General features: G+C 54.1%; 24 protein-coding genes. 7 read left to right on the top strand and 17 right to left on the bottom strand.

Annotated elements, in window-relative coordinates:
- Positions 1-164: 164 nt before the first annotated feature.
- Positions 165-2,663: a hypothetical protein gene (locus AC2FFA_RS14680; RefSeq protein ID WP_496852155.1), complete on the top strand. Its 2,499-nt coding sequence runs from the start codon at positions 165-167 to the stop codon at positions 2,661-2,663.
- A gap of 97 nt (positions 2,664-2,760) precedes the next feature.
- On the opposite strand, the gene AC2FFA_RS14685 is transcribed toward AC2FFA_RS14680, so the two are convergent.
- The 11 genes from AC2FFA_RS14685 to AC2FFA_RS14735 form a co-directional block, all read right to left on the bottom strand.
- Positions 2,761-3,687, bottom strand: coding sequence for a DMT family transporter (locus AC2FFA_RS14685; protein ID WP_496852156.1), 927 nt, complete (start codon positions 3,685-3,687; stop codon positions 2,761-2,763).
- A 797-nt stretch (positions 3,688-4,484) separates the two neighbouring features.
- Positions 4,485-5,612, bottom strand: a complete 1,128-nt coding sequence (locus AC2FFA_RS14690) for a cytochrome-c peroxidase (protein ID WP_117870041.1) — start codon at positions 5,610-5,612, stop codon at positions 4,485-4,487.
- On the bottom strand, positions 5,609-5,914 hold the full coding sequence (locus AC2FFA_RS14695) for a hypothetical protein (protein ID WP_162896822.1): 306 nt from the start codon (positions 5,912-5,914) through the stop codon (positions 5,609-5,611). The genes AC2FFA_RS14690 and AC2FFA_RS14695 overlap by 4 nt, the downstream gene beginning before the upstream one ends.
- 68 nt (positions 5,915-5,982) lie before the next feature.
- Positions 5,983-6,789, bottom strand: coding sequence for an amidohydrolase family protein (locus AC2FFA_RS14700; RefSeq protein ID WP_117870045.1), 807 nt, complete (start codon positions 6,787-6,789; stop codon positions 5,983-5,985).
- A gap of 21 nt (positions 6,790-6,810) precedes the next feature.
- The gene (locus tag AC2FFA_RS14705) at positions 6,811-7,677 is read right to left on the bottom strand and encodes a dioxygenase family protein (protein WP_117870048.1); all 867 of its coding nucleotides are present in this window, start codon (positions 7,675-7,677) and stop codon (positions 6,811-6,813) included.
- Positions 7,678-7,687: 10 nt separating this feature from the next.
- Complete coding sequence (locus AC2FFA_RS14710; RefSeq protein WP_117870050.1) at positions 7,688-8,992, bottom strand: TRAP transporter large permease; 1,305 nt, start codon at positions 8,990-8,992, stop codon at positions 7,688-7,690.
- Complete coding sequence (locus AC2FFA_RS14715) at positions 8,989-9,540, bottom strand: TRAP transporter small permease subunit (RefSeq protein WP_496852157.1); 552 nt, start codon at positions 9,538-9,540, stop codon at positions 8,989-8,991. Before AC2FFA_RS14715 ends, AC2FFA_RS14710 begins: the two co-directional genes overlap by 4 nt.
- Positions 9,541-9,570: 30 nt before the next feature.
- Complete coding sequence (locus AC2FFA_RS14720) at positions 9,571-10,644, bottom strand: C4-dicarboxylate TRAP transporter substrate-binding protein (RefSeq protein WP_496852158.1); 1,074 nt, start codon at positions 10,642-10,644, stop codon at positions 9,571-9,573.
- 29 nt (positions 10,645-10,673) lie between these two features.
- Complete coding sequence (locus AC2FFA_RS14725; protein ID WP_496852159.1) at positions 10,674-11,129, bottom strand: OsmC family protein; 456 nt, start codon at positions 11,127-11,129, stop codon at positions 10,674-10,676.
- A gap of 18 nt (positions 11,130-11,147) precedes the next feature.
- Positions 11,148-11,813, bottom strand: a complete 666-nt coding sequence (locus AC2FFA_RS14730) for a malonic semialdehyde reductase (protein ID WP_496852160.1) — start codon at positions 11,811-11,813, stop codon at positions 11,148-11,150.
- Positions 11,810-12,694, bottom strand: coding sequence for a fumarylacetoacetate hydrolase family protein (locus tag AC2FFA_RS14735; protein WP_496852162.1), 885 nt, complete (start codon positions 12,692-12,694; stop codon positions 11,810-11,812). The genes AC2FFA_RS14730 and AC2FFA_RS14735 overlap by 4 nt, the downstream gene beginning before the upstream one ends.
- Before the next feature lie 83 nt (positions 12,695-12,777).
- Here AC2FFA_RS14735 and AC2FFA_RS14740 point away from each other — a divergent pair, with 83 nt between their 5' ends.
- The 5 genes from AC2FFA_RS14740 (at position 12,778) to yghX (ending at position 17,669) form a co-directional block, all read left to right on the top strand.
- The gene (locus tag AC2FFA_RS14740; RefSeq protein WP_496852163.1) at positions 12,778-13,164 is read left to right on the top strand and encodes a YciI family protein; all 387 of its coding nucleotides are present in this window, start codon (positions 12,778-12,780) and stop codon (positions 13,162-13,164) included.
- 42 nt (positions 13,165-13,206) lie between these two features.
- Positions 13,207-13,872 carry a GntR family transcriptional regulator gene (locus tag AC2FFA_RS14745; protein ID WP_299898915.1) on the top strand — a complete coding sequence of 222 codons (666 nt, stop codon included), beginning with the start codon at positions 13,207-13,209 and terminating at the stop codon, positions 13,870-13,872.
- Position 13,873: 1 nt separating this feature from the next.
- Positions 13,874-15,172: a malonyl-CoA decarboxylase gene (locus AC2FFA_RS14750; protein ID WP_496852164.1), complete on the top strand. Its 1,299-nt coding sequence runs from the start codon at positions 13,874-13,876 to the stop codon at positions 15,170-15,172.
- Positions 15,169-16,692 carry a malonate--CoA ligase gene (locus AC2FFA_RS14755; protein ID WP_496852165.1) on the top strand — a complete coding sequence of 508 codons (1,524 nt, stop codon included), beginning with the start codon at positions 15,169-15,171 and terminating at the stop codon, positions 16,690-16,692. The genes AC2FFA_RS14750 and AC2FFA_RS14755 overlap by 4 nt, the downstream gene beginning before the upstream one ends.
- Positions 16,693-16,781: 89 nt before the next feature.
- Positions 16,782-17,669 (top strand): YghX family hydrolase, encoded by an 888-nt coding sequence (yghX, locus tag AC2FFA_RS14760; protein ID WP_496852167.1) that lies wholly within the window; start codon positions 16,782-16,784, stop codon positions 17,667-17,669.
- A gap of 339 nt (positions 17,670-18,008) precedes the next feature.
- Here the strand turns inward: yghX and AC2FFA_RS14765 are convergent, their stop codons facing one another.
- From AC2FFA_RS14765 to AC2FFA_RS14780, 4 genes are all read right to left on the bottom strand, one after another.
- Positions 18,009-18,338 (bottom strand): transposase, encoded by a 330-nt coding sequence (locus AC2FFA_RS14765; protein ID WP_496852169.1) that lies wholly within the window; start codon positions 18,336-18,338, stop codon positions 18,009-18,011.
- Positions 18,339-18,928: 590 nt separating this feature from the next.
- A complete protein-coding gene (gene tcuB / locus AC2FFA_RS14770) occupies positions 18,929-20,008 on the bottom strand; it encodes a tricarballylate utilization 4Fe-4S protein TcuB (protein WP_496852171.1) in 1,080 nt (359 codons plus the stop codon).
- Positions 19,998-21,392 (bottom strand): FAD-dependent tricarballylate dehydrogenase TcuA, encoded by a 1,395-nt coding sequence (gene tcuA / locus AC2FFA_RS14775; RefSeq protein WP_496852172.1) that lies wholly within the window; start codon positions 21,390-21,392, stop codon positions 19,998-20,000. Before tcuA ends, tcuB begins: the two co-directional genes overlap by 11 nt.
- An 11-nt stretch (positions 21,393-21,403) precedes the next feature.
- The gene (locus AC2FFA_RS14780) at positions 21,404-22,084 is read right to left on the bottom strand and encodes a GntR family transcriptional regulator (RefSeq protein ID WP_496852173.1); all 681 of its coding nucleotides are present in this window, start codon (positions 22,082-22,084) and stop codon (positions 21,404-21,406) included.
- 122 nt (positions 22,085-22,206) lie between these two features.
- Here AC2FFA_RS14780 and AC2FFA_RS14785 point away from each other — a divergent pair, with 122 nt between their 5' ends.
- The gene (locus tag AC2FFA_RS14785; RefSeq protein WP_496852174.1) at positions 22,207-23,226 is read left to right on the top strand and encodes an AbrB family transcriptional regulator; all 1,020 of its coding nucleotides are present in this window, start codon (positions 22,207-22,209) and stop codon (positions 23,224-23,226) included.
- On the opposite strand, the gene AC2FFA_RS14790 is transcribed toward AC2FFA_RS14785, so the two are convergent.
- On the bottom strand, positions 23,195-24,175 hold the full coding sequence (locus AC2FFA_RS14790; protein WP_496852175.1) for a D-2-hydroxyacid dehydrogenase family protein: 981 nt from the start codon (positions 24,173-24,175) through the stop codon (positions 23,195-23,197). The two genes, AC2FFA_RS14785 and AC2FFA_RS14790, sit on opposite strands and share 32 nt — an antisense overlap.
- Complete coding sequence (locus AC2FFA_RS14795) at positions 24,172-24,408, bottom strand: hypothetical protein (RefSeq protein WP_496852177.1); 237 nt, start codon at positions 24,406-24,408, stop codon at positions 24,172-24,174. The genes AC2FFA_RS14790 and AC2FFA_RS14795 overlap by 4 nt, the downstream gene beginning before the upstream one ends.
- Positions 24,409-24,438: the final 30 nt, after the last annotated feature.

The raw sequence follows: 24,438 nt of genomic DNA on the forward strand, positions 1-24,438 counted from the left end.
CAGCCCTTCGGGCTCTATAGGGCAGGTCCAGCCGTCGCGTAGAAAGCTCTGACCGGTCGATTTAAACGCCTTGGTTCACACTATTGCTTGTGTATCATGTCACGAAACGGTGCCGCCTTAAAGATATACACCTTCCATGGTCGCACTTCTGCGGAGTGACGTTAATGCCCGCCATCGATGATCTCTCATGGCCTGAATCTTACGTTGAGCTACTGCCGCTGATAACTGACAGGTGGTCAGTGAAGGGTGAAATTTATTTTCACCGACAACTAAGTGCCGGCAAGTCCGGTGCCCTTGTTTTTATTGTCGACATTACTTGCGACGCATTCAGCGGACAGGCCATTCTCAAATTTGACGCCCTGCCCGATCCGGAATGGAAAGAAAAGGCCGAAAACCAGCGACATCTGGAGGCGTTTGAAGCGGTTCCTGCGTTTGGATCAAAGCACCTGGCACGCATTGTCCATTCTTTGGAACACGACGGTAAGGTCGCGATCCTTTCCACCGTTGTGGCGCAAGGACTTGAATACTCTCTTCCTTGGAATGATTGCGGCTACGAGCTGGCCTTGAACGTTCTTGAGCGGCTGTCGAGAAGCCTGCTTGATGACTGGAACGTCGATTATGAAATGGCGCCCGGATTGCAGTCGCCCGGGGAACTGCTTTCCGGATGGCTCGGCTACAGACTGGACTCTGAACCAGGTCGGCTACATCACTTTCTTTCGGATGTTTGCGGTCATGACCCGAACGAACGTTGTCTGATGTTTGAAGGGCACTGGTACCCAAACCCGCTGGCTTTTGCCTACGATGAGAACCTGCCAAGCCGGTTGAGTGTAAGAGCGGCAAAGGGTCGGGTGCATGGGGACCTCCATGGTTACAATGTACTGGTTCGAGCGCACCAAAGCCGTGATCCCGATTATTTTCTGATCGATTTGGCGTTGTACGTAAACAAACAGTTTTTGTTTTACGACCACGCGTATTTCGAATTGGCATACCTGTTGGCGCGGCGCGGAAACTGCATACCTGCCCAATGGGATGCCATCCTTGATGATCTTGGCCTCTTTCATTCAAAACACCACACATTGGGGCTTTGGCAGGATGATGTCGGCATTGTCGAGTTTGTCAGATCTTTGCGGCGTGGGGCGATGAGTTGGGTTGAGCGCCACGAAAGCCATCGACTCAGTTTTATGGAAAGCCAATACTTGCTGGCCCGTGTTGCAGTGGGCCTGAATTTCGCACACAAGAACCTCAGTGTCGCTGCTCGCAGCCACGCATTCTTGTACGCAGCCCACAACCTTAAAGATTACATGACGCTCAACAATGTTGAGTGGCCCCGGCACGGACCAGTTTTCCGCTTTCCGACAGCGGAAAAAAATTTGCCCAGCAATCGAACTAAAACCGAAACACTTGCACCAAAAACAGAGCCGCCGGCCGAAAAAGACCGTCTGTTTGATCAGATGGTCACACAGCTTCCAACACCGCAAAAGCCAGTAGTCGCAGTGCTGCCTTTCGATTGCCTCAGTGGACAAAGCGACACCAATGGGTTTGTGGCGGGCATCAACCATGAACTTGTGACCGAACTGGCAAAAGTGGATTGGCTATCGGTGGTCTCTCCTACTTCAACCAAGCTCCTCAAAGATGCTTCTTTGGCCGGCGAAGAGATCGCACAACGTCTCGGGGCGCATTATTTGGTAGAGGGTAGCGTGCGCTATGACGATCAGCGCGTTCGTGTGACCGCCCATCTGGTAGACACATCAACTGGGCATGATCTTTGGGCTGATCGTCTGGACCACAAAACGGAAGATGTTTTTTCCCTCCAGGAGGAAATTGCGTCAGCCGTTGTCGGGCACATAGATTGGGAGTTGCGGTTTGACTTGCGCGAACAAGCCCGATTGAAACGTGGTGAAATCAACGTGTGGGACAGGGTTCAAAAAGCACTGTGGCATCTGTTCAAATTCACAGATGAAGATACCCAGAAAGCAAACGATATCTTAACAAGAACCATCGATATCACACCAGACTACGCGCTCGCGCACGCAGTGATGGCAAACGCCGAGCTTCGGAAACTGTTCTTCGTCCAGGTCGATGATCGGGCAGAGGCGAAGGAACGCGCGCTCTATCACGCGGAGCGCGCCGTGGCCCTGGATGAACAAAGCAGTTTCGCGCATGCCACTCTTGCCCGTGCCTACACTCAGTATAACAAACACGATACCGCGATTGCAGAGGCACAACTTGCCGTCAGTCTCAACCCAAGTGCAGCAAACGCGCATTTGGTTCTCGGATATGCACATCTGGCAAATGGGCAGGCGAAGCCTGCGTTGTCCCATTTCGAGACAGCAACCCGGTTTGGCCCATCAGGTCCATATTTCAAGGTGAAGCTGCTGGCCAAAGCTTTCTGCCTTTATGTTCTCGACAGTTTTGATCAGGCGGAAACTTGTGCGAGAACAGCGTTGGAGGGCAAATCGGTTGATCCATTCGGCCGTTATGTGTTGGCGGTAATACTGATACGACAGAAAGCTCCGGATGAAGCGAGACGAATAATCAGTCAGAGCAAAGAAAAACGCCCCGACATGACCTGTTCGCGCGTCCGTCTGGCCTTCGAAAACCTGCAAAAAAGCGATCTTGACAGATTTGTCGGAGACCTCCGGGAAGCTGGTTTGCCGGATTGAGCTTCACCTTCTGCGGACTGGCCGTGAGGCATAGAATTCCATTCAATTCGCCTTGCCCAAAATGAGGCCAGGCACAATACCGCTGGAAGCACATGTATCAATGAGGCGGATGGTCCGCAGCGGTTGGTCGATGGTGCAAACGGGTTGCGATCAAAACGCCACTAACAATCAGCACACCGCCGAAACCTTGATAGATCTGGAGATCCACGCCCTTTAGGGCTACAGCTTCGACCGTAACGAGTATCGGCACGAGATATGCAAATAGGGAGGCTGTCGACGCACCAACTTCGTTTGTGCCGAAATTAAGCAAGTGCAGATAGATAGCACCCATACCAACTCCGACGAACAGGATCGAGCCCCAGACCTGCCAAGAGTAGTCTAATGGTCGAAATGTGCCAGCTTCATGTATCACAACGAACGGCAGCAGAACGACAATGCCAACAACGAAAATCACGAACAAACCTTCGTCGGGCTTAAGATGCATGTGCCATTTCTTGAGAAGAACCAAATAAAGCCCGCGGCAAGCATTGGAGGCTATCATCAAAAGGAAAGCGAGATGCGGGTTGAAATTGATTAGATTTTCCAAGTCACCACGAAATGCAAAAACCAGCGCTCCAAAGAGTGCGATGGCGACACCCAGATACTGAACTGCCCGCAATCGTTCGTTAAGCAACAATGCCGAAAACAAGATCGTGAGCAAAGGCACACTGGTATATCCGGCGCCAAGATCTATCAGATCATTGGATTGGAGCGCTGTATATACAAACCAGGGCGTAGCCACCACGCCAATGCAAGCAAGGATTGTAGTACGAAGCCAACTGCCCTGAAAATGATGGAATGGGTTGCTCCGTCTCTTCAGAACAAGTGGTAAAACAAATATTGCTGCAATCAGGCAGCGCCAAAATGTTAATACAACCGGATGAACTTCGTTGACTGCCAGATTGCCGAACAAAAAGTTCCCGGCGCTGATCAGCATTGCAAGCAACAATGCCCCGTAAGCCAGTGCAGTTTTGTTCATTTTCATGGTTACATCAGAGCATGACCGGCTTTTGAAACAAAGCTTCAATCGATGCAGCCATTGTGTAAAAACCACCTTAAAAAACTTGCACTGCTTTGACCTCGAAGCTCGGAAAGCGGCCCAAAGGAGACCTTCAGGGTGGTTCTGTGATGCTGCGGTCGCAGCCCTCGAAACAGTTCTGTCGAATGACTGCTTTGCCTTGTTACTGGTCGGCGCCGAATCATTAGATCATCTTCTGCAGTTTCCTATCGGCGCGGATATCGGTCGTGAAATATGACCGCTTGTCCTCGGCTGTGCCTGCGGGCCGCACCACCCCTGTCGAATAGCGTTGCCTCGCCCCCCCCCGCGTTTGCCACGTGGCAGATTAGCAGGAACAGGCAGCTTCGCTGTCTGACCTGCAAATCAGCTCTGATTGTCCGAAAGGGAAGTCAGAACAAACCAAACTGTCTGCGGGAGCATAATAAGGGGGCGGCGTGTTAGTTGATGACGTAAAGGTCAAATTCAACTGATGTCCAACGTTGGGGGCGCCATCTGATGTCGAACGTTCACCTTGTTTCTGGTCCACCTGTGACGGTTGGGTCAGATTCGTGTGACGTTCAACAGGAAATGTAGAACGTCACTGATACTTGACTCAATCGATATCCAAAACCTCAACAAATCGGCCAATCACGTCATCCATTTCTGACCCAAACGTCAAGCAAATCTGACCCAGAGCGAGCAGAACCCCCTCATCGGCACTGCTAACGATAGTCGCCGAACCAGCTTGCCAAATAGCCCATTCCCGGGCTTTAAACACAAACGCTTTAATAAGGTGCCTTGGACAGCGTCATCAAAAACGCAACTAAGTCTGCAATCTCTTGCTCAGACAAATTCAATTGCGAGAGAATGGCTTCACCGTCGGCGTGCAGCCTTTCCGTATTGATTTTGCTGTAATGTCGGATCACAGCGTTCAGATCCTTTAGGCTGCCGTCATGCATGTACGGTGCGGTTTCAGCCACTCCACGCAGGCTGGGCGTGCGGAAGGTTCCAAATTCAGCGTGGCTCCGGCGTACATTTCGAACCGCCCAAGCACCTTGCTTATCCGGATCGTCATTCCAGTCGCCGTCCAGTGTATAGAGGCTTGAGAGCAAAAAGTTCAATCCACCAAACCGACCTTCGTCGACCTCGGTTTCATTCAGAAAATATGGTACACTGGCATCGTGGAACTCATTGTTGGAAAACCTCGGGCCGTTGTGGCAAAATACGCAATTCCCGCGCCCTAAAAACAGCTGAAGACCTCGCTGGGCTGCCTCAGGGTAGTAGGCAGCCGCTGGAAAATCTCGACGCTCTAAGGCATCGCGAAAATCGTCAAACTGCGTCCGGTCTGTAACCAAAATCTCCAAGTAAGCCGAAAGAGCTTTCGCGGCATTCACCAGAACAAGCTCTGGGCCCTGATTTTGGATGACGCCAAAAATAGCTTCAAAGTCATCAATGTAGGCACTTTCAGACATTGCTGTTTTTAGGCTTTCGGGGCTGTGCGCCATCTCTTGTTCTTCGATGATCGGATGCAGGCTGGCTGCCCAAAGGTTATCGCTTTTGCCACCCCACCCATACCAGCGGAGTCCGGCCAGGTTCCGCAGTGATGGAGTGTTTCGGTCCAACAGTACACGGCCGAGCGCCCGCGCCTCCGACGTTGCAAACGCCTGTTCAGGATCATGACAACTTGCACAAGAAAATGCACCGTCGACGGATAACACCGGATCGTTGAATAAGGCCTCTCCAAGCGCGATCGCTCTGGCATTGTTCGAAACCCTATTGCTTGGGTCTGACTGGAAGGATGGTGGCCACGGCCCAAAGGAAAGCGTTTGTTCAATTTCGTCTGCAGATAACAAGACCTCTGCACGCACTGCCCCTGTCAAGGCTATGAGCGCAGCTGTAACCCACAGCTTCATTTCAGCGTAATTTCTGACGAATAGAAAATTGATTGGCCATTGATGTCGACATCGACCTGCAGCTCCCACAAACCCGGCATGTGAAACAGCATATCATCAACGCGGAACGCTCCGCCGCCCAAGGCGGTAACATTGGGGGTATAGTTCATACCGTGTCGATGAGCCGGCATTATTGCATCCACATGCAATTGGCGAACAGCAGTCCCATCGCAAACTGAAACCAAAATGGAAAACGGTTGCGCCAACGGAATTTCGTCGACAGCCAGATACACCTCGGGCGCGTTTTGAGCGTCCGAATTCATGCGTTGCCCCGTCGCCTCACAAGCAACGGCCGCGCTAGACCATATAAGAAACCAAGCAGCGCAGTGGGTCATTCTGATGCCAGCAAACGTTCTGCGTTGGCATAGGCAATGTTGTCTGCGATCTGGTCCGGCAACAAATCCAACCATTCACGCGAAAAATCGGCATGAGGGCCTACGTAGTACCAACGTTCAGGTGCGAACGTGTCCGTACCAACCATGAAACGATCCGGATGGGCTTCGAAAGCCTCCTTCCAATCGGGGTCAATTCTGCCTCTTGAAGCCATGTCTGAACGAAACGCCAGGTCGGCCCAAAGCCTGGGATAGGTATCCAGCGCGTCAACAACACTCGCTGGATCATCAAAGCCAGAGTGGGCCCACAGTACCCGAGCTTCAGGCCAGGTTTCGAAGATCAGGTCAACTGCCTCTCGATCGCCGTGGTGGTGTAGAATGAGGTTCCGCTCTTTCGCCAGTGCAATCATGCGCTGGATAACCGGCGTCTTAATGTCGTCTCCGTAAGCGTGAAACTCGCCGATGGCTTCGTAGTCGTTCTTGGCCAGATTTGCTTCCAAATAGTCGATTACAGTTTCATCGTGCATCCAGGTGTTGATTTCACCGCGGCGACGGTAAGGGCGCAGTGCTGGCACGACTATATCTGGTGCTGCGGCCAACAATAGTTGAGTGCCATTGTCATCCGAGCTGGAGACCAGGGCTTTACGAACGCCCGCATCCCGAAGGATTTTGGCCACCTGTTCGGGAGGAACCAGTTTGACGGCATCGTGGCTGTAATGAATATGCGCGTCAAAGATCGGGCGCTCTTCTGCGATAGCACTACTGCAAATCAGCGCGGCACCTAATATGAAGATATGTTTCAGCACCTCAAGCCTCCTCAATATCGTTCAGACTTTGGCAAGCCTCACATCGAACTTCACGTGCAAGAAAGGTTCAGTGATCTTACCAGAAAGCTCCATGCCATCAGGAAATTCTGAAACTGGCCTTTCAACATAGGTCATCACCAGATCGTCGCGCACGCCAAACACCGTGTCTTCATCCAGATAGGGATCATCGTCGGGAAATATTTCTGTCACCAACGAGCGATAACCCGGGGCCTTAATGATGTAGTGCAAGTGCGACGGTCGCCAGGGATGGCGGCCGCAGGCGCGCAGGATATCCCCAACCGGCCCGTCAGATGGTACAGTGTATTCCACTGGCTTGACAGTGGTGAAAGCATAGCGGCCATCTGAGCCGACCGTCATCAAGCCATGAAAAGAATAGGTATCCTGTTCCTCATCCTGACTGGCGTAAAGCCCGTTTGGCGCGGTTTGCCAAATGTCGAGCTCAGCACCCGCAATCGGATTGCCCTTTGTATCCCGGATCACGCCTTCGGCCAGCAGAACCGGCCCTCCATAGTGGCGTTTCATATCGCCACCGATCGGCAGCGGGGGTGCGCCAGAGACATGGAATGGCCCCAGCACGGAGGAACTGGTCGCGTCAGGGCTGGAATGCAGCATATCCACCAAAGACGACAGGCCTAGCACATCCGAGGCCAGAACAAACTCGTGCCTGTCTTCTGTTTCTATGGCGGCGCACCCCTCAAGAAACGCTATTCCTGCGCGCCATTCGTCATGTGTCAGATTGGTCTCACGGGCAAAACCATGAAGGTGTTTGACCAGAGACCCCATGATTTCACGCATCCTTGGATCGGTATCTTTGGACAAGTACCCCATGAAAACGTCGGTGATATTGTCTGAGGTAACAGAGCGCATCTTGGCCTCCTTATATCAGGGCAAGGCTGAGGATCGGGAATTCGATCAGAATGAACAGAACGATCAGCATCACGAACGCAAAGGGAAGTGCGCCCATGAAGACGTCCATTAGCGATATGCGGTCATCGTTGATCGTGGATTTGATGACGAAACAGGATATGCCTAGCGGCGGGGTCAAAAGTCCGATTTCAGCGCCGACAACGGTGATGATACCGAACCAGATCAGCGACATATCCAGAGCTTCGGCCATGGGCAGAAACAGCGGGACAACGATCAGAATGATGGACGCCGTATCGAGTAGTGTTCCCAAAAAAAGCATCAAGAGGACGTAGAGCAGCATGATCGACCAAAAGGACGCTGAATTCCCCGCAAGCAAGTCTTGCAACTGATTGGGCAGCCCGGCCAGTCCCAGCATGCGGCTGTAAATCGAAGCTGCCGTAATCAGGAACAAAATCGCCGCTGTAATGTGACCGGTTTCCAGCAACGCTTCCCAGAACGCTCTTGGTGTCATGGACTTGCGCACAACTGCGATCACGAGCGCAACCAGTGCCCCGGCGGCACCCGCCTCGACAGCGGTTAGCCATCCTGTGTAAATGCCACCGAGCACTACCGTGATAATGAACAATGTGGGCAGGGTCTTAGATGCGATCTCGCGCCCGGACATCCATTCGGTGTCTTCGACGACCCGGCCGCCCACAAATGCAGGTGTGAAGCGGCCCATCAACCAGATCGCGCCCACATAAGCTATCGCCAGCATGATACCGGGTATTACTCCCGCCAGAAACATGTCCCCTACGGACTGTTCGGCGACAAAGGAATAGATGATCAGCATCGCCGAGGGTGGAATAATCATCCCCAAAACCGACGACCCGGCCACAACCCCAACCGCAAAACGTGGATTATATGCCTGCGCCATCATCTGCGGGACCGAGACCTTGGTGAACACTGATGCGGACGCAATGGACGACCCGGTAACGGCCGCAAACACGGCGTTTGCTCCGACGGTCGCCATTCCGATACCGCCTTTGACCTTGCGAAACCGCATGGTCATGACTTCGTAAATGTCCCTGCCTAGTCCCGCTTTTGAAACGATGAGACCCATAAAGGTAAACAGCGGGATTGTCGCGAAACTGTATTCCATCGCGCTGTCGCCCACCGCAACCTTCAGCAGGTTGAGCGCAAGCGTGAAGTTGTCCCGCATCAGCCAGATCGACACGAAGGAGACCACGCCCAAAGCAATCGGAATGTAGACACCTGCGTAGATCAAAAAGACGATGGCAATGACCGAGATCAGGCCAATCTCAATCGGCGTCATTCTGCGGCCTCGTCATGCTCGGGTGTACGGACAAGCTGCGGGCGGTCCTGCGCCGTGACGACCTTAAGCAGGAAGATCACGCAGGCAAGCGCAGTACCGCACGCGATGACCAGTTTGACCGGCCACCATGGTAATGTGAAAAGACCGGGTACTCCGAAGTAGTCCTGTGTCTCCCACATATGAAGAAATTCTGGGAAGGTTACATACGCAATCAAAGCCATAAAGATTGCCGATATGGCGTTGATGATGCGCCTCAGGCTGGCTATTAGACCCGGGCGGCGATGGTGTAGCAAGTTCAGGAACCCGTCTGAGCGGGTCAGCCGATCCACTCTGACGACGTCGGCCAACTGCAAGAAAACGATCATCACGACCGAAAACTGGACCATCTCGTAGGTCCCGCGCAGAGGGGCTGAAAACAGGCCACGCGCGATGACGTCAACATTCAGAATGACCACCAACGCAAGGACGACGAGCGTACCCAAGGCGTTGGCGGCGATTGCGAGCGAATTGGCGACCCGCGACAGGCCAGCAACTGCGGTCTTCAGCATGAAAGGCCCCTTTCGTGGATCGCCAGACAGTTATTCAGCCGTCCAGTCACGCACGCCGGTGAATCCGGCATCCTGAAGCTTGCCGAGGTAAGCGGCCAGCATTTCCGTTCCTTGTTCGCCGTTGTCATTCAGCGTCGCGGCCCATTCCTGCGCGACATTCGGCATGGCGTTTGCCCAAGCGGCACGGTCTTCGTCCGAAACCTCAACGATTGTTCCACCCGCTTCAACATACGCATCCCGCGAAGCAGCGGCGCGGTCCATCGCGATGCCGGCGACATGGTCACGGTAATCGATGGCAACCGCCGTCAACACCTCTTTGACTTCGTCCGGCAGGCTTGCCCAATAGTCTGCATTAACCGTGATGGTTTTTGAGTTCACAGCACCCAGATCGGCCTTGAGCATATACGGGGCAACTTCAGCGATCTTGAACGTCTTCGCCGCTTCGGGCCACAGCATTCCACAATCAACCAGACCCGTCTGAAGCATGTTGTAGAAATCGGTCAGCCCACCGCGCACACCTGCCGCATCCTTGATGCCTTCGAGATACCGCAGATTCAGGCCTGCTCCTGCGATTTTGCGGCCCTCAAGATCAGCAACCGAAGAAACAGGTTCCGTGCAGAAAATTTGATAGGTGTCGAGCACAACGCCCGTGGCAAGATAAACTTGGTTCTGCGCGGCAAACTCGTTCTGCATCGCAGGGTATTCGCGCGCGATTTCATCCACTGCCTTAGCCACGGCACGGGAGTCCGACGCCACGAAGGGTGTCGATCCCGAAATACCCTGGCTGGGCAGCTTAGAAGAATGAAAGATGGTTGTGACGATACCTATGTCGCCAAGGCCAAGCTGAATCCCTTCTAGAACGCCTTTCGGCTTAACGATTGAACCGCCATAGTTCTCTTGCCAGTTCATTTTATAGTTGCCGGAAACGCCCAGCCGTTTATCCACTTCTGGAATGAAGAAGTTGGTGAATTCTTTCACCCACAACGCGCGGTCGGGATAGCCATCAATTACGACGGCAGAGATGGTCTCTTCTGCCGCGACGGGCATTGCCATGACGCCTGCCAGAGCAGCGCCCATTAGGCTGCGTTTGGTCCAGTTTTTCATTTCTCTCCTCCCAGAAAGTCGGGTCTTTTTTATTTTTTTGTTTTGACCCAGTTGACGGTCAGGTCCGTGCCTGCCGCTTCAAACAGTTTTGCGATGGCGCAATACTTGGCTGTCTCCTCGCCCACGCGCGTCAGTTCCTCCTGACTGGCGGGCGTCTCACAATTCACGGTGAGTTCGATTTCCGGAAACGGAACATCGATCTCCTCCTCCATCAGCACACCACGCCGATCCAGCCTGCATTTCGCGTCGATTGTCACCGCGCCAAGATCAATTCCCAACCGGTGTGCATTCTTGTGCCCGATGACGTTCGTACAGGCGATCAAGGCTGCCATTGCGGTTTCGGTCGGAGACGGGCCAAGATTTGTTCCGCCGCGTTCGACGGGTTCGTCGACAACCACATCAAGATCGCGAATTGGGATCTCAGTACGCGCATGTGTCGGGCATTGAGCTGTCGTTCGGTAAGTCACGACAGGTTCTACTTTCATAGCCACAGCGTCACCTCCTCATGCATAAGTGCAAACCTTTTCGAATGGAAAACGTGGAAGCTTCTGGAACAGACCGGTCTCGTCTGCGTAGCCCAAATTGCAAAGAAAATTGGACTTGAGCGTCGCGCCCGCGAAGAACTCCTCGTCGACGATCTTGTTCGAAAAACCTGACATGGCGCCAACGTCCAACCCGACAGCCCGGGCCGCAATCATGAAGTACGCGCCCTGCAGAGTGCCATTTCGAAAGGCCGTGTCTGCCACGTAGTCGGGCTTGTTTTCGAACAATGGCCGACGGTCTTCGTGCGGGAAAAGAAAGGGCAGTTCCTTCCAGAAGTCCATGTCATAGGCAATGATCGCCGTGACCGGAGCATCCATCATCTTTGGCACATTCTTCGGCTTTAAAGACCTTGCAAGCCGCTCTTTCCCTTCGGGACTTTTCACGAAAATAAAGCGCGCGGGCAGCGTGTTCATGCTGGTCGCGCCGTTGATCGTGATGTCGTATATCTCTTCAAGCAACGCATCTGAAACTGGCTTGTCGGTCCACGCGTAGTGAGATCTGGACTCGCGTAAGATCAACGCAATCGCGTCATCCGACAAGCGTGGAATGCGTTCGCGCAGATCGCGGTGATCTTGCTGCGCCTTGGCGCGAAGTGCCTCCAGCTCTGCTCCGGTTGGTGCGCTCATGCTGCAGCCACCTTGGACTTGGCGTCCTTTTCGTCAATGATTGGGCTGGCGCAAATTCCGATACCTTCAATCTCGACCTCAACGGTTTCGCCGGGCTTCAACCAACGGGGATTGGGCTTTTTGGCGTGTCCGACACCAGGCGGCGTACCCAGCGCAATCAGATCCCCCGGCTCCAAAGTGGTATATTCCGAAATCGTCGCAATTACCTGCCGGACACCCCAGATCATATTGGCCGTGTTCGAGATTTGCAGGATTTCGTCACCAACACGGCTTTCGATCTTCAGACCTGACGCCCCTTCGGGCAACTCATCCGGCGTCACGGTGAAAGGACCGATCGCGCCCGTGTCATCAAAGTTTTTGCCGGGCGTCCACTGAACGGTTTTGCGCTGATAGTCCCGCAGCGAACCATCGTTGAATACAGTGTAGCCAAAGACATAATTCAGTGCGTCCTGTTCCGAGATATGGCGGCCGCGTTTTCCAACGATCAGCATAAGTTCGGCTTCGTAGTCGAGCTTCTCGGAACAGGCGGGCCGCACCATAGGTTGCCCTGCCGCCATGATCGAGTTCTTCCCGCGCATGAACAGCGTCGGATATTCCGGGATGTCATACCCGCCTTCCTTGATGTGGTCCGTGTAATTCAACCCCATGCAAATGATCGTTCCGGGAGCAGCAACGGGCAATGCCGGAGTGATGGAAGACACGGGCATACTGTCTGCCGCGTCAATTTTGCCGACAAGTGAGTCGGCCAGTTCAGGCTTGGCTATCAAACCCATCAAATCCGAACCGACGGCAGGGTCCAAAGCCGTTAGATTCACTGCGTTCTCGCCGTTTACAGCAAAAACCGCTGTGCTTTCCGAAGTCTCTCCCACCAGGTATTTCATTTTCACCATCCATGTCAGTTCGCTTGATTTTTGCCGACTATTTTGCCATATGTCAAATAATATCGATATTTTGGAGACGGCAAATGGTTGCTTGGGCAGACTACAAATCAGAAGCAAAAAGCCGCGGTGCGCTTGCTTTAGAGCTTTACGTCGCGCTGAGCACGCCAGCCAAAACGCCCGAAGATGTAAAGGCGTCACTGCCAGATCACTTGGCGTATCAGGCGCAGTTGGAACGTTCGGGGCAGCTGGCTTTTGCAGGCCCCATGTCGGATGAAACCGGCGAGCATATGCAAGGAATGGGCCTGATCATCTATCGCGCCGACAACCTTGAATCCGCCCGGAAGCTGGCCGAAGACGATCCTATGCACAAAAGCGGGGCACGTAGCTTTGTACTTCGGCGCTGGTTGATCAACGAAGGCTCGCTGAACCTTTCAGTTGGTCTATCGACTGGAACGAGTGCCTTCAGTTAAGTGCACTCAAGAGTATTTGCTGCGAAATAGGAACAGTCGGATATGGACGCCATGCTTGATACCGAGGGCAAAGAGACATCAGCCACTCATGGAGCGTATCGAAGGCTGCGCGAAATGATCCTGACCGGAGAATTACCTCCAGGTCAAAAACTCAAGATCGAACAGCTTCGCGGGCTTTTGGACACTGGCGCTAGTCCGGTTCGTGAAGCGCTTAGCCTTTTGACTTCAGACATGTTGGTCGAGCGGATTGATCAGCGCGGATTTCGGGCAGCGCCAGTCAGCAAGTGTAACTTCGAGGAAATACTTCTGTTGCGCTGCAACCTTGAGGAAACCGCGTTGCGCGCTTCCATCACCAATGCGGATGCGGCCTGGGAAGATCGGCTTGTCTTACGTCACCATCATATGAAAAAGGCCAGCCAGAACGGGGCGCGGGACTTTGAGGACGCTCACAAGGCGTTTCATATGGCCTTGTTGGACAATTCGAAACTGCCGTTGCTGCTGCGGTATTGCTCGCAACTTTATGACCTGAACATTCGCTACCGCTATCTGGCGGCCGGCGGGTCGAGCTACAAAAAGCGAGACATCGCCGCCGAACATCAGCAAATCCTGGACGCCGCATTAAATCACGACGCAGACAGCGCAACTCGGCACCTAATCGATCACTACCGCCGAACAGGTGAGTACCTTAGCAGCCAGATGGAGCCCTGAAATGCAGCGGAATTGGTTTCTGGGTGATCTACTAAACCAATTGCTAGACCGTCCCGACAATAGGCGTGGCAAGGATGACAAACGGTCCATTGCCGAGCTATGTGAGGCGCTTTTATCTGCGGAAGGTGAAGTATCAGGCTTGACGCTCGCGTCTACGATCCTTGAGCGCTACCACACCCTGAATGATGCGGAGAAACTAGACTTTTTTGTCTATTTGAATGACCAACTTGAGTTGGACGCAAATCAGCTTTCTGAAGCAGCCCGCCTCTACGCCAGTGACCAAAGTGTCAATATTTATCAAAAGCTTAGTGAAGTTTCAGAGCCACGGCGGCAAGAGTTATTGCGACGGTTGAACCAGCCGTCTGGTGCGACGCAGGAACTTGTAGCCATGCGCGTTGATCTGCTGTGCTTTCTCAAATCCAAACCGGAACTCAAGCGAACGGATATCGATTTCGTCCATTTATTGCGCAGCTGGTTCAACCGAGGCTTTCTTGTCCTCAAGCAAATCAGTTGGGACACCCCTGCCCGCGTTCTGGATAAGATCGTCGCCTATGAAGCGGTACACCAGATCAACGATCTGGACGATTTGCGGCGAAGGCTCTACCCGCCAGACCGTCGTTGTTTTGCGTTCTTCCACCCCTCGATGCCAGATGAGCCACTGATTTTTGTTGAGGTCGCTCTGACCGCTGAAATCCCGAATGCAATAGATACGCTTCTATCCGAAGCACGAGAACCGATCGAAGCCGAGCAGGCAAAGGTCGCGGCGTTCTATTCCATTTCAAACTGCCAAAAGGGTTTGGCGGGCATCAGCTTTGGGAACCTATTGATAAAGCAGGTTGTGACCGAACTTTCGCGGGAGCTTCGCGGGCTTGATACCTTTGTGACATTGTCGCCGATACCGGGGCTAAACCGGTGGCTGGCTGGTGAAACAGAAAACCCGGAACACGGGCATGCCGCCGAGGCCGTGCTTGCAGAAACAGCAACACCGCAGGACGTGCGCGCGATGGCCGCCCGATACTTGATGTTCGCCAAGCGCGAAGATGGAATGCCGCTTGACCCTGTGGCGCGCTTTCACTTGGGAAATGGTGCCGAGCTTCATGAACTGCATGCTCAGGCAGATCAGTCGCCAAACGGACGCGCCCACTCCGGAGGTGCGATGGTCAACTACCTTTACGATTTGAACAAAACAGAACGTTACCACGAAGAATTCGCGACACGTGCCACGATCCAAGCCTCGCGTTCAATTCGCGCGGCTTCAACTGCGACGCTTGTGGTAAAGCCTAGGGAAAATACAGCGTGACTAATACACTTTACGACAGTTTGTTTGCCCGCCACGAGGGCAACACGGCTCCATTCCTGCAACTCGATAATGGCCAGGTGGTCGCTTATGATGCGTTTCTGCAGCGCACCGCGCAAATCGCGCATGTCTTGCAGAACAGCGGAGTTTCCCCCGGCGGTCGCATCGTTGTGCAAGCGCCCAAGCAGGTCGACACGATTGCGCTCTATGCCGCTTCGGTTCAGGCAGGTGCTGTCTACCTGCCCCTAAACACTGCCTATACCATGGCAGAGTTGGACTATTTCATCTCTGATGCGCAACCTGCATTAATCGTTTGCGACAGCCACGACAAAGTTGAATTCGAACAATTGGCGACCCGGTCTGGTGCAAAGCTGCTGACCTTGGGTGGCGAAAATCCAAGCTTGAGCCGCGAAGCGGACGCACAGCCTTGTGTATTCGAAACCGTGGATCGCGCGCCGGACGACCTCGCGGCGCTTCTTTACACATCAGGTACCACGGGCCGGTCCAAGGGCGCGATGCTCAGCCACCGAAACCTGCTGTCCAATGCCCAAGCCCTTGTGGATTTGTGGGGTATCACCGACGCTGATCGCTTGATTCACGCGTTGCCTATCTTTCACACGCACGGGCTTTTCGTGGCGATGAACACCTCACTACTCGCCGGTTCCAAAGTGCGGCTGATGAAAAAATTCGACACCGGTATGATCTTGGAGGAATTGCCCCACTCGACCCTTCTAATGGGAGTCCCCACTTTCTATACCCGATTGCTGGCGGATGACGGTTTCACCGCAGAGATCACAGAGAACATGCGCCTGTTTGTTTCCGGCTCAGCCCCGTTGCTGGCAGAAACCCATGTGGCGTTCGAAACGCGCACCGGCCACCACATCCTTGAGCGCTACGGTATGACCGAGACGAACATGAATACCTCTAACCCTTATGGCGGTGAGCGTCGCGCGGGAACTGTTGGTATAGCCATACCCGGCACCGAGGTGATCGTAACCAACCCTGAAACTGGAGAACCGCTGCCCCAGGGCGAGGTCGGAATGATCGAAGTGCGTGGCCCCAATGTTTTTCAGGGCTATTGGCAAATGCCCGAAAAAACGGCTGAAGAGCTTCGAGAAAATGGATTTTTCATCACCGGAGATCTGGGCCAGTACAGCGAGGATGGCTACCTGTCGATTGTAGGTCGGTCAAAAGACCTGATCATCACTGGTGGTTACAACGTCTACCCCAAAGAAATTGAAGACGTTTTGAACGATGTCGATGGTGTTCAGGAATCGGCGGTCTTCGGGGTTCCCGACAACGAATTTGGAGAAGCAATTATTGCTGCTTTTGTTGCCGAGCCTGGAGCACAGCTTCAGGTGGAACAGATCGACTCGATCATCAGAAACAAACTGTCGCGATTCAAACATCCTCGCCGCTACGAACTCGTCCAGAAGTTGCCGCGAAACACTATGGGAAAAGTTCAAAAGAACGTGCTGCGCGAACGGTACGCGAACAAGGAACTGTCACCGGCGGTATCTTAGGAAGCCCATCCAGACGCTCAATCAAATCAGGACTTTCAGATCGGATACTACCCACCCTTCAGACTGCCAAACTCATCAGGAGATCCACAATGACTCGCATGACGGCAAAAGACTTCGACCAGGAACTTCTGGACCTGTATGACTTTTACGCGCACGGCAAGATCACCAAGCGCCAATTCCTGGACCGCGCAGGCAAGTTCGCGGTCGGCGGCGTGACAGCGGCCGCGCTGCTGAACATGCTCAGCCCGAACTACGCGATGGCTCAGCAAGTGTCGTTCAACGATCCCGATATCCACGCGGACTACATCACCTACCCTTCACCGAATGGAACCGGTGATGTTCGCGGCTATCTTGTCCGACCCGCAGGCGTTGAAGAGCCCCTGCCCGCGGTATTGGTAATCCACGAAAACCGCGGCCTTAACCCCTACATCGAAGATGTGGCGCGACGCTTGGCGAAAGCAGGCTTTATGGCTCTGGCTCCAGACGGTCTGACGTCGGTTGGCGGATACCCAGGCAACGATGCTGATGGGCGCGAGCTTCAAAAGACGGTCGATCGGGTCGAGCTGATGAATGATTTCTTCAATGGCTTTGAATACCTATTGAACCGAGAAGACTGCACCGGGAAGGTTGGCGCTGTGGGTTTCTGCTATGGCGGTGGTGTGGTCAGCGCAATTGCCGTAGCTTACCCCGAATTGGCCGCGGGCGTGCCATTCTATGGTCGCCAGCCAGCAGTTGAGGATGTGGCCAAAATTCAGGCACCGTTGCTGATTCAGATGGGAGAGCTTGATGAGCGCATCAACGCAGGTTGGCCGGATTTTGAAGCCGCCCTGCAATCCAACGGAAAGGTTTACGAGGCCTACATCTACGAAAATGCCAACCACGGTTTTCATAATGACAGCACGCCTCGTTACGACGAGGAAATGGCAAACCTAGCTTGGGACCGCACCATTGATTGGTTCAACACTTACCTGAAGTAACTACAGTATACAGCGAAGCGAGCATTGTGTTTTCCTCGCTTCGTCGCAACCCACAGTTTACCGGGGCCAAGTCATTTGAAACCCCAGTATTCTATTTCTCATGATCAGATTGATAGACAGGAACTCTTGGCTAAAAGGCTTGGGTGCAAAGAACATCTGATTTGAGCCCCAAGGCAGCAGTCTCAAATTCAATGAATCACTTTGACCGCTTTAAACGGATGGCAATCCCAAACAGATTAGAATTGCGAGCTATTTCGCAATACCGTTAGCATCGCGGAGAAAACGCGAAGTGTCTGGGTCAATCCAGGGTAGGTCAAAACTGCACCTCCGAAATCGGGGCTAAAGATCACCTTTTGTCGAATGAGCTGTCAGGTGCTCCGACCAAACAGTTGAAGCGAAAAAAGCAGAAGCTTTCTCGAGGATTTCATTTTCCAGCTTCAAACGTTTGTTTTCCTTCCGCAGACGGTCCAGCTCCGCCGCATCCGCCTGCTGCCTGCGCAGTGCCGCCATTGATCCTGCCGCTTCGATCTCCAAGCGCCACGTCTTCAATTGCGAGCTCGTCACACCCAGTTCCTTGGCCACGCCGGTTTGTGTTGCACCAGGCTCATAAAGCCGACCAACAGCTGCGGCTTTGAATTCATCTGTAAACGTTCGTCTCGATTGTCCCATTCCATGCTCCTTTCTTGGACAGGGGTACTTTACCCCGGTGTCCGGGAACAGGAACGAAGGTCATTCATCTAGTTAGCCGCGCAGTGTATAAATGGCGCCTATGCCCGCTGGGCAGCGGCGTTCCCATCTTTGCGTATGCGGGGTATTTTGTGCTGCGAATGCGCGCAGCACAAAACTTCAATGGCTGCGTTGGGCTCTCTACCGACATTAGATCGGTCGCAGCATGTTCGCCTGTCACGTAGCAGCGCTCCAGCAAGGACGGCCCATTCCCGCCGTCCATCGGGATTGTCAACGCCGCAATGCAGCTTCCCCAAGCAGACCTTAGTTTTCAGACTACAGTCATCACCCAGCTCAACTATTACCTATCGCTCCGGCGTCACAGCACCACACTTTCTGGCAGCAATCAAAGTGGCTTTTCGCCTCAATGGTGGCGCAGGCGTTTCAAACCGATATCTTAACCGTTGTGGTACCAGTAGATTGGCCACATTTTCCGCGAAGAAAGAGGGTGTCAGACGAGGGATCATTTGAAAAACGCTGTAAATAGCGATTTAGTTCAAATTCCTGTCACCGTGCAACTGGCCGACCGGCTGTTAGGAAACCGCCAGCAAATCACTTTTCCGTTGTGCGTCCCTGATAAGGGCAGCAAGCCGATAGAAACCATGAGCCATCTTGGTATAGGGCGTCAGAAGGAAGAACGTCAGTACCGAACCAAGATGGATGGCAAGCAGTGCAGGCATCAATGCTGTTGAACTGAGGGCGTATAGAACAAGTCCACTCAGCCCAACAAACCCGAGCAGCAGGATAAAACCGATATCACCTCCCCAGGCCGTGGGGTCACCGAGATCGCGGTCGGACTTTTGTTTGAGGTACACCATGGAACCGCAACCCAACGTCAGCAAAACACCCCCTGAAATCCCGAACAGTTTGGGCAAAGACCAGAACCCGTAGGGTGCGTGCAGTCCAAAGCCGTAATGCATAACCGTCGCGACCGAGGTTGAAGCAAAGCACAGCAGGAAGCCATACATAATGGCTTGATGAATGTGACGTCGAGCCTGGCTAAATCGGTCTTCGTCCTCGAAATTACAGCCCTCACCGTGCCCTGCGGCGAGGTCCTGCATCTTACCGGTGCGTTTGAAAGCAGCGGTCACGTCAGCCATTTGGATGGGTTTGCCGCCAACATCGATCCAGTAGCGCCTCAGGCTGATGGCAGTACTAAAGAGTGGCAACAGGAAGGCAGGGGCAAAGATCGCGACCATCGCATTATGCGAAAGGACACCATAGAAACCCTCCCCTCCGCTCGACCCAATGGTGCGAATGACCCAGAACAGCAGAGCAAATCCAATCACAAGCGCCAAGGCGATGGCTCCACCATGCGTGTGAAACCGGCGCGCCAGAGGTTGCGGCCAGGCGAAGCTTTCCCAGCTGCCCCGTCGAACCTCGGCCAAAACTTTGGGTAGGTTGAGGTCGAACTCGTGCGGTGCTGTGTACTGGCAAGCGTAATAGCACCCCCGGCAGTTGTGGCAGAGGTTTGCCAGTTGCGTGATATCGCTGTCTAAGAACGCACGTTCCGCATGCAAGGATGGGAAGACTGAGCAGTAGCCTTCGCAATAGCGGCACGCGTTGCAGATTTCGGCCTGACGGCGGGCTTCCTGGATCAATTCAGTTTGCATAAGTGGCGGCCTCACGTCCTGCGATGCGTCCGAAGACGGTTCCGATGGTCATGCCGAAACCCGCCAGATAGCCCTGCCCAAGGATCGACCCGGCCATGGTTTCTCCGGCAGCCCAAAGGTTTTTGATTTTACCGTCACGGGTCGAACACTGGGCCGTATCGTCGACTTTCAGGCCCAGATACGTGAACGTCACACCGGTGCGTAACGAGTACCCGTAGAAAGGCGGTTCAGTAATCGGGCGAGCCCAGTTAGTCTTGGGCGGTGTCAAACCAGAGGTCATTGCGCCATCCAATTCGGTCGGGTGAAACCCGCTGGTATCACCGCACGCGGTATTGAACGCGGCGACGGTCGCCGTCAGCTTGTCGGCTGGCAGATCCATCATCCCGGCCAGTTCTTCCAATGTGTCCGCCTTGAGCGGTGGAAACACTGACGGCATGAACAAATTCAGCGATTTAGCATCGATGATCACATACCCCACCTGATCCGGTTGGGCGGCCACCAGACGTCCCCAGATCGCATAGCGTTTGGGCCAGACGTCTTCGCCTTCATCATAGAACCGTTCTGCGTTCTTGTTCACGACGATTGAAAACGGAACGCAATCCAGACGAGTGACGATCCCGCCATCGAATTTCGGCGCACGCCCGTCGATGGCAACGGCGTGGCATTGGGTCGGATCGCCGACACGCTCAATGCCTTGATCCAGAAGGTTGGCCAACACTACACCTCGATTGTAGGGAGTACCCCGGATCAGGAAGTTCTTTGCAGGTTCGCCCCATGCGCGGGTGAGCCAATCAGTGTCGGCCTGAAACCCGCCCGAGGCGACAATCACGGCTTTGGGAGTAATGCGATGTTCTTGACCTTCATAGGTGAAATCCACCCATTCGATCTGATCACCATTCAGCTCCAGATGCGTGACTGCGGCTTCGTATCGGACGTCGATCCCCAATCCGGCGGCTGTCCGGTAATAGGCATTCACCAGAGATTTGCCGCCCCCCATGAAAAACGCATTGGTCCGGGCAAGGGACAATGTACCTGAAAGAGACGGTTGGAACCGGACCCCGTGCTCTTCCATCCAGGGCAAACATTCTTCCGAGGTTCGGATCACCAAGCGGGCCAGATGTTCGTCAGTCCTGCCACCCGTGACTTTCAGCAGGTCGGACAGGTACTCATCCTCGCTGTATTCCTCGATCAACGGACCTAAAGGACCGGTGTGCATACAGCGAAAGTTGCGTGTGTGGCGTGAGTTTCCCCCGCGATACGGTTTTGGCGCGGTTTCTAGGATCAGGACTCTCGCGCCTGCTTCGGCCGCGGTCATTGCCGCACATAGGGCCGCGTTCCCACCACCGATCACCGCGATATCATAAGCTTCCATTTGGGTGGCCATGTGCCGTGTTCCTACTGGCTTTGATCGCTTGTGCGGTCACGTTCCTGCAGCGCGCGGATACGCATGCGTTGGGCTGCCTGGATATGAGCGCGCATTTCCGTTTCTGCTGCGGCACCGTCGCGCGATTTCAGGGCGGTCATGATCCGCCGATGTTCAGTCACCGCCGTTTCTGCCCGATTACTGTCCAACAATTGTGATGGGCCAAGGATCAGCAGCGCCTTGTGCAGGGACAGCATGGATTTTGTCAGAAACCGGTTCTTGGCTGCATCCAGCAAAGTGGCGTGAAAAATCCGGTTGATCCGGGCTGCGTCCGGACCCGTACCGGCCTCGGCCAGTCGATCATTCAAAACCTCCAGCTCATCAAGTTCAACGTCCGAAGCCGCACGCGCTGCCAATCGAGCCGCTGTGCCTTCAAGCACGGCGCGCATCTCATAAAGCTCCATAACTTCGGCGTAATCGAGGCTGCGGACCGTTGCGCCCAGCCTTGGCACATGAGTGACCAGCCCGTCCGCCTCAAGCTGCCGGATCGCTTCGCGGATCGGCGTCCGGCTGACACCCAACCGTTCGGACAATTCAATTTCCCTCAGGCGGTCGCCGGGAAAAAGGGTTCCTTCGCGAATCTCGTTCAATAGGCGCTGATAGGCGGAATTGCCTTGTGGGCCGGGTTGTATTGGGTCGTCCTGGATGGTCATAACGCTCACGCTTGCATATTGCGTCCATTTGAATACATTTGGATACAAACTGAGTCAATAACCCCGGAAGCCAAGATTTGCCCAGCTCGGACAACCAACCAGCTATGCTGAAAAAAAGGTCAATGACACTTGGCCTTGCGACACTTGGCACGCTAATCTTCTGGGCGTTAGATCTGCCGTTGCCGTTTCTGTTCGGCCCCATGACAGCATGCCTGATTGCAGCTCTGGCCCATGCGCCGCTGGCAGGGTTCGGACGGATCTCGGTCGCGGCCAGAACCATTCTGGGCGTCGCGGTTGGCGCATCGATCACACCCAGCCTATTTGCCGAACTGCCGAAAATGGCAGCGTCGATCATGCTGATCCCGTTCTTCATCATCCTAATCGCATTGATCGGCGTGCCGTTTTTTCGCAAGGTCTGGGGCTTCGACGACAAGACAGCGTTTTACGCCGCCATGCCCGGTGGTCTGCAAGACATGATCATATTCGGCACCGAGGCCGGGGCTGATCCGAGAACACTGTCGCTGATCCACGGAACACGCGTGTTGATTATCGTGACACTGGCACCACTGTTTCTAACGATTATTTACGATGCCGAACTCACTAACCCCATTGGACAGCCCGTCAGCGATCTGCCGGTTAACGAACTTCTGCTCATGGCGTTAGCAGCCTTTGTCGGATGGAAAGGCGGTGAAAGAATTGGACTGTTCGGAGCATCCATCCTTGGGCCGATGATCCTGACGACCGCATTGTCTCTGGGTGATTTCATCCATGCGCGGCCACCCCGCGAAGCTATTCTGGCTGCCCAGTTCTTCATCGGATGCGGGATAGGCGTAAAATTTGTTGGCGTGACATGGGCTGAACTACGTCGAGTCGTCGCTGCTGGCGTCGCCTACGTAATTATTCTCGCCATTCTGGCTGCCGGATTCACGGCTGTCGTTACCACACTCGGCTTGGGTCAACCGCTCGAAGCGTTTCTTGCGTTTGCGCCCGGAGGTCAGGCTGAAATGACCGTTCTTGCCATCGTCTCAGGCGCTGATCTGGGATTTGTCATCACCCATCACCTGACACGGATTGTGCTGGTGATCATCGGCGCGCCTATCGCAGCCGGTCTTATTCTGCGTTGGTCCAAACCTTGGGATTGATCATATGGATCGGAGCGCCCTCGGTATAAGCGTTTACCTGATCGAAGATATCCGCAAACTGCAGGTCGAACTCATCCTCCGTCACAAAGCCAATATGCGGCGTCGCGATCAGGTTCGGATGTGACAGTAGCGGGTCACTTGGGTCGGTCAGTGGTTCGGTATCAAAAACATCAATGGCCGCTTTCCCCGGTCGACCAGTGTTGAGCCCCTCAAGCAGTGCACCCGGTGCAATAAGCCCCGCCCGCGACGTGTTCACAAACAACGACCCCGACTGCATCGCGGCAAAGTCTGATGCCTGGATCGCTCCACGCGTGTCCGGTTTCAGGCGGACATGAACCGACACCACATCGCTGTCGGCAAAGAACGCTTCCCGACTGGACGCGACATTGACACCGTCCGCCCTCGCCCGTGCACGACCTTCTTCGGACGACCACCAGATGACGTTCATACCAAATGCCTCGGCATAGCCTGCTACTGCCCGAGCGATACGACCGTAGCCATAAAGACCCAGCCGGCGCCCGCGCAGCGTCTTACCCACCCCAGCCTGCCAGTGTCCTGCTTTGACCGACGCCAACTGAGCCGGAAGATCGCGCATTCCGGCCATGATCAAAGCCCAGGTCAATTCTGCTGCGGCATAAGACGGAGTGCCGCCGTGCATGTTCGAACATAAAAGTACACTGTGATCAGAACATGCCTGCACATCGACGTGGGGATATACGCTGCGCTGACTGATTAGCCGCAAGTTAGGCAGCTTCTCAAGCAACGCTCGGGTAATCTTGGTACGCTCTCGGAACAGAACCACAGCATCGGCATCCTGCAACCGCGTTGCCAACACGCCGATATCTTCAACGTGATCCGTCCAAACCGTCACCTCATGATCCGCAAGCCTTGCAAAACAAGGCAGGCCGCGTAGCGTGTCGAACCAGTCATCCAGAATGTGAACTTTCATCGACTTTCAATGCCTTGCCCGGTTTCCAGTTTTCTTGGCGTCGGAACAAAATGCGGGACCTCAAGCGCCGCGAGCGCATTGCGAACACGTTGGCTCTGATCCAACAAATGATTGAATTGTTCATCGCAGCCAGCGATCGGCGTCGGATAATCCGCCATATCCTGCCGCAATGCAGTCTGCGCCAATTTGAGTTCCTGCCGGGCAATATCGAGGCATTCAGAGTAGTCATTCATCGTGACATCTCCCAGTATGTATACCATAGT

It is taken from the genome of Ruegeria sp. YTSB088 (assembly GCF_059609825.1).